The following is a 5,123-nucleotide window of genomic DNA, read 5'->3' as shown; positions in this document are numbered from 1 at the left end:
GCAACAGCTCGACGGGGCGAAATGATCAGGATCCCGAATTCACCAACAGCGTCCGCCGGTCGCCGGGGCCCCGCCCATGGTGCGCATCCGGTAGGCGGTGATGGGGTGACCGAGCACCGGCGCCTGAGTGCGCGGCAGGTCGGAGAAGAGCAGGAAGTCCTCGGGCGCCATGTCCGGGTGATCGGTCACGCTCACCTGGACGGAACCGATCTGCACCTGCGCGGTGGCGACGGGCGGCTCCTTCCCGTCGCCACCCAGCCGCAGGACGAGGTGGGACCCGGCGAGGGACACCCGCCCGCCGGGCACGCCGGCGAGGTCCGGCAGGTCGGGGCGGTTCAGCGCGGCGCACAGCGCGGGGTACCCGGGCGCGTCGTCGGCCTGCGGCGGTGCGCACGTCGCGTTGCCGCTCGCGTCTGCGTCCCCGGAGGGCGGGTCGGCGACCACCGCCACCGCGGCGCCCGCCGCCAGCAGCACCACCAGCAGCACCGCACCGGGCATCGCCCACCGGCCACCGCGCCGTTCGGCCACCACCTGCGGACCCGGGAACCGTGGTCCCGGGGACTCCTCGCCGGGCAGGTCAGGCCGGTCGAGCATCTCTTGATCGTTCACGCGCGGACTGTACCCGACGCTCCGGCGCGACACCCTCCCGCGACCCCGCTGCCGCCCCCTGCCGGCCGCTCAGCCGTCCAGCAGCGCCCGCGTCCACTCCTCCCGCCGCTCCTCGATGTACTCGCTGTTCGCCAGCCACGCCGCGCCGTGCCCCTCCTGCCACAGCCGCGTCCACGGCTGCACGCCCAGGCCCGCCTGGTCGCGCAGGAAGTCGTGCATGGCCCGGGTCCGCCGCCCCAGCATCGGCACCAGCCGCAACCGCTCCGCCTCGTCCAGCCCGTAGGCGTCGACGAAGGCCCGCAGCCGTTCGGCGGCGTCCGCCCGCCGCAGGCCCGGGGTCGCGGCGAGCGGCACGAAGCCGTGCGCGGCGTACGCGAGGTCCCAGAGCCGGGAGCCCGGAGCGGCGGTGTCCCAGTCGATGAACGCCCAGCGGTCGCCCGCGTCCTCGATGACCAGGTTCCACGGCGCGAGGTCCTGGTGGGCGATGATCTCGGAGCCCTCCGCCGAGTCGTCCCGCATCAGCGACTGCCAGCGGGCGTCCGGCGGCGGCGTGAAGCCGGCCACGGCGTCGTGGAACTCCCGGATCAGCCGGGCGACGCGGGCCAGCCGCTCGACCGGGTCCAGCATCGTGAACCGGTCGAACCACATCACCTCGCCCGGCACGAAGCTCAGCACCTCGCGCCCCTGCTCGTCGACGCCCAGCGGCCGCGGCGCGCCCCGGAACCCCACCCCGTGCAGGTGCTCCAGCAACGCGTGCACCGCCGGCGTCCACGGCCCGGCACTCCGGCGGACGGTGTCCCCGACGCGGACGACGCTCGCGGTCGCGTTCCCGCCGGACAGTGGCTGCTCGTCGGTGATCTGATCGTTCATCAGGGGACCGTACCCCGAGGCCCCGCCGCGCCGCCCCTCATATCCGGTCCGGGCCCGCCCCCTGCTCCGGCCCCGCCGCCAGGGCGTCCAGCTGCTCCCTCGACCAGGAGAGCCGCCCGGCCCGCAGGTCGTCGACCACCGCCCGCACCCACGCCAGCTCCGCGGCCGTCACGGCCCGCAGGTATTCGGTCTCCAGCCGGGTGACGCGCGGCAGCCCGTGCCCCGCCTCCGCGGCCAGGGCCGCCGCCAGCCCGTCGAGCCGCTCCGCGAGGGCGTCGACCCGGCGCCCCAGCACGTCCGCCGCCTCCTCGGGCATGAGCAGCAGGAGGTTCGAGAGGGCGGCCGGGAACTCCGGGAACTCCTCCTTGGGGGCGGCGAGCATCTCCTCCAGCCAGGCGCGGGCGGTCTCCCGCCCCGCGTCGGTGACCTCGTAGACCGTCCGCTCGGGGTACTGCTGATCGCGCCCGGTCTCGCGGACCGCGATCAGGCCCTCGCCGTTGAGCCGCTCGATCGTGCGGTAGAGGCTCGCGCGCTGCCTGACGTTGACGACCTGCTCCTTGCCCCAGTCCTTGACCAGCCGCTGGATGCCGTACGGGTGCAGCGGCCGGTAGTGCAGCAGGGCCAGGACGGTCAGGGCGAGCGGGGAGCTGCGGGGAGCGGATGCGGCCATGGGCCAGATTCTAACTTCGAAGCAACTAGTTGACTCGAAACTAGTCTCACTGCAACTATCGAACCATCCGAACGGCACCCGCGCCGCGCCCAGAAGCGCGGCGGCATGCCGCCCACCGGCGACCCTTCGAGGGAGAACCAGTCATGACCCGCATCGGCAAAGCCCGCACCGCGCTCGTCATCGGCGGCGGTATCGCCGGCCCGGTCGCCGCGATGGCCCTCCGCCAGGCCGGCATCGAGGCCACCGTCCACGAGGCGTACGACCACACCGCCGACGGGGTCGGCGGCGGTATGACCATCGCCCCGAACGGCCAGGACGCCCTCGACGCGATCGGCGCGGGCGAGCTCGTCCGCGCCATCGGCACCCCGGTCACCGCCCTGGGGCTGCGGAGCTGGACGGGCAAGCACCTCGCGCGGTTCGCCCCGCCCGCCCGCCTCCCGGTCCAGCAGTTCGTCTGGCGCGCCGATCTCTACCGGGCGGTCTACGACGAGGCGGAGCGCCGCGCCGTCCCCATCCACCACGGCAAGCGGCTCACGGGCGCGACGGACACCGGCTCCGGCATCACCGCGCACTTCGCGGACGGCACGCGGGCCAGCGCCGACATCCTGATCGGCGCCGACGGCATCCGCTCCACGGTCCGCTCCCTGATCGACCCCGCCGCCCCGCGGCCGAACTACGCCGGCCTGGTCTGCTTCGGGGCGCGGCTGGAGCGGTCGGGGCTGCCCTCCACCGACGGCGTGATGTACCTGTGCTTCGGCAAGCGCGCGTTCTTCGGCTACCAGGTCTTCGACGACTCCTCGGCGATGTGGTTCGTGAACCTGCCCCACCGCGCCCCGATGACGGTCGCCGAGGCCCAGTCGATCGGTGCGGAGCGGTGGATGAGCGTCCTGAGGGAAGCCTTCGCCGACGACCGCGTCCCCGCCCTCGACATGATCAGCCGCACCGACGCCGGCCAACTCCTCATCACCGGCCCGATGGAGAACATGCCGCGCGTCCCGAACTGGACCAGCGGCCGGATGACCCTGATCGGCGACGCGGCCCACGCCGCCTCGTCCAGCTCCGGACAGGGCGCCTCCATCGCCGCCGAGAGCGCCGTCGAACTCGCCCGCTGCCTGCGGGACCTGCCCTACGACCAGGCCTTCGCGGCGTACGAGCGACTGCGCCGCCCCCGCGTCGAGCGCATCATCAAGCTCGCCGCCCGCACGAACAGCGACAAGACGGCGGGCCCGGTCGGCCGCGTCCTGCGCGACCTCCTGCTGCCGGCGAGCATGAAGCTGATCAACCCGGAGAAGATGGCCTGGCAGTTCGACCACCACATCGACTGGGAGACGAGCGCGGCCCAGGCCGCGTGAACCCCAGTTCGCCGGGTGCGGATATTGAGTGGCGGAGCCGTCGGCCACGGACCAGCATGGGCCGGATGAATGATCAACCTGCGCGGTGGACCGAAGCGACCGTCTACCCCGACATGTGGCTGAACCCCGAGGACGACCCGCGCAACAACGAGGGGCCGAGCCCGGACGGCGAGTTGGCGACCCTGCGCGAGGCCATCACCAACTACCGCCTCACCCTGCGCCTCAAGTGCGAGGGCCTGGACGCCGAGCAGCTCGCCCGCCGCTCGGTGCCGCCGTCCACGATGTCGCTGCTCGGCCTGGTCCGCCACCTCGCCGAGGTGGAGCGCGGCTGGCGGAACTGGATCAGCGACGAGGAGCCGCTGCCGAAGCTCTACGGTGCGCGCGACGCGGACTTCGACGGCGCCGTCGCCGACCAGGCCGTGGTCGACGCCGCGTTCGCCGACCTGGCGCGCGAGCAGGCCGCGATGGACGCCACCCTGGCCGGCTTCCCGGACCTCGGCGTGCGCGCCGGCCGCGACAAGCTCGCGATCCGCGAGGTCATGGTGCACATGATCGACGAGTACGCCCGCCACTCGGGCCACGCCGACCTCCTCCGCGAGTGCGTCGACGGCCGGGTCGGCCAGTAGCCGACGGCCCCTCCTGGGAAGTCCGGGCGCGGCGGCGGGCGACATGCCGCGCTCGGACCACGGTCACGGCCCGACGGCTGCCCTCGCGCGAGACTGCGGGAGGTCGGACGAGAGGCAGGACGTGATCGTGAGCGGTAGCGCGCCATTCGGTGAGTGGGACATCCGGGAGTCGGGGCCGGCCGATGCGCCGCACCGCGTCCTGCTGCTGCCCGGCGGGCTGTGCGGCACGGTCTTCTACGCGGACATGATGGCCGCGCCACCGCTCGCCGAGGCGCCGATCCGCCTGGTGGCCGCGACCGTTCCCGGGCACGCCGGAACGGTCGCGCCCGCCGACGTGTCGATGGAGAACTACGCCGCCATCACCGGCGCCCTCGCGGCCGAGTACGGGTGCACGGCCGTGGTCGGGCACAGCATCGGCGCCAACATCGCCCTGGAGATGGTGGCCGCCGGGCACTTCTCCGGCCCCGTGGTGCTGCTGTCCCCGACCTTCTCGCGTCCGGACGAGCCCAGGGCGCTCTCCGTCGCCACGAAGCTCGGGCACGTGCCCGGCCTCGGCGGCCTGATCTGGCCCGCGATGCTGTGGCTCGCGCCGAAGGCCATGGCGAGCAGCCTGCCCGAGCGCCGCAGGGCGGAGCTGCTCGCCGACCTCGGGAAGAACTCGGCGCCGTTCTGCCGCCGGGCGATGGACGAGTACTTCGCCTACCTGGACCGGCACGGCTCACTGGTGCCGAGGCTGTGCGGCTCCGGCGCCCGCGCGTGGGTGGTGCGCGGCGACCGGGACGAGATCGGGTTGACCGACAGCGAACACGCCGGTCTTGCGGCGTGCCCGTCCGTCTCCCTGGAGGTGGTCCCGGACAGCGGCCACCTGGTCCTGGTGGAGCAGCCGGAGGCGGTGGCCCGTCTGGTCAGGGACGCGGTGCTCGGCACGGGCTGACTGTCGAGGAACGCGCGACGCCGCTGTGCCCGGTCCGGGCACAGCGGCGTTGCTTTGGTGTT

At 73.7% G+C, this 5,123-nt stretch carries 6 protein-coding genes; 3 read left to right on the top strand and 3 right to left on the bottom strand.

Annotated features, from left to right (window positions below; translation table 11 throughout):
- Nucleotides 1-39: 39 nt before the first annotated feature.
- From ACFP3U_RS36655 to ACFP3U_RS36645, 3 genes are all read right to left on the bottom strand, one after another.
- Nucleotides 40-609: a DUF6215 domain-containing protein gene (locus tag ACFP3U_RS36655; protein ID WP_380230106.1), complete on the bottom strand. Its 570-nt coding sequence runs from the start codon at nt 607-609 to the stop codon at nt 40-42.
- A 69-nt stretch (nt 610-678) separates the two neighbouring features.
- Nucleotides 679-1,479, bottom strand: coding sequence for a phosphotransferase enzyme family protein (locus ACFP3U_RS36650; protein ID WP_380230105.1), 801 nt, complete (start codon nt 1,477-1,479; stop codon nt 679-681).
- Between the two features lie 37 nt (nt 1,480-1,516).
- Nucleotides 1,517-2,149 carry a PadR family transcriptional regulator gene (locus ACFP3U_RS36645; protein WP_380230104.1) on the bottom strand — a complete coding sequence of 211 codons (633 nt, stop codon included), beginning with the start codon at nt 2,147-2,149 and terminating at the stop codon, nt 1,517-1,519.
- 143 nt (nt 2,150-2,292) lie between these two features.
- Here ACFP3U_RS36645 and ACFP3U_RS36640 point away from each other — a divergent pair, with 143 nt between their 5' ends.
- The 3 genes from ACFP3U_RS36640 to ACFP3U_RS36630 all read left to right on the top strand — a co-directional run bounded on the left by ACFP3U_RS36640 (nt 2,293) and on the right by ACFP3U_RS36630 (nt 5,061).
- Nucleotides 2,293-3,501 carry an FAD-dependent oxidoreductase gene (locus ACFP3U_RS36640; protein ID WP_380230103.1) on the top strand — a complete coding sequence of 403 codons (1,209 nt, stop codon included), beginning with the start codon at nt 2,293-2,295 and terminating at the stop codon, nt 3,499-3,501.
- 65 nt (nt 3,502-3,566) lie between these two features.
- Nucleotides 3,567-4,127 carry a DinB family protein gene (locus ACFP3U_RS36635; RefSeq protein WP_380230102.1) on the top strand — a complete coding sequence of 187 codons (561 nt, stop codon included), beginning with the start codon at nt 3,567-3,569 and terminating at the stop codon, nt 4,125-4,127.
- Between the two features lie 127 nt (nt 4,128-4,254).
- Nucleotides 4,255-5,061, top strand: coding sequence for an alpha/beta fold hydrolase (locus tag ACFP3U_RS36630; protein ID WP_380230101.1), 807 nt, complete (start codon nt 4,255-4,257; stop codon nt 5,059-5,061).
- Nucleotides 5,062-5,123: the final 62 nt, after the last annotated feature.

The organism is Kitasatospora misakiensis, assembly GCF_042656005.1.
In the GTDB taxonomy this organism is placed as follows: domain Bacteria; phylum Actinomycetota; class Actinomycetes; order Streptomycetales; family Streptomycetaceae; genus Kitasatospora; species Kitasatospora misakiensis.
Note: the sequence above shows the minus strand (reverse complement) of the source record. Positions and strands in the feature narration are given on the sequence as shown.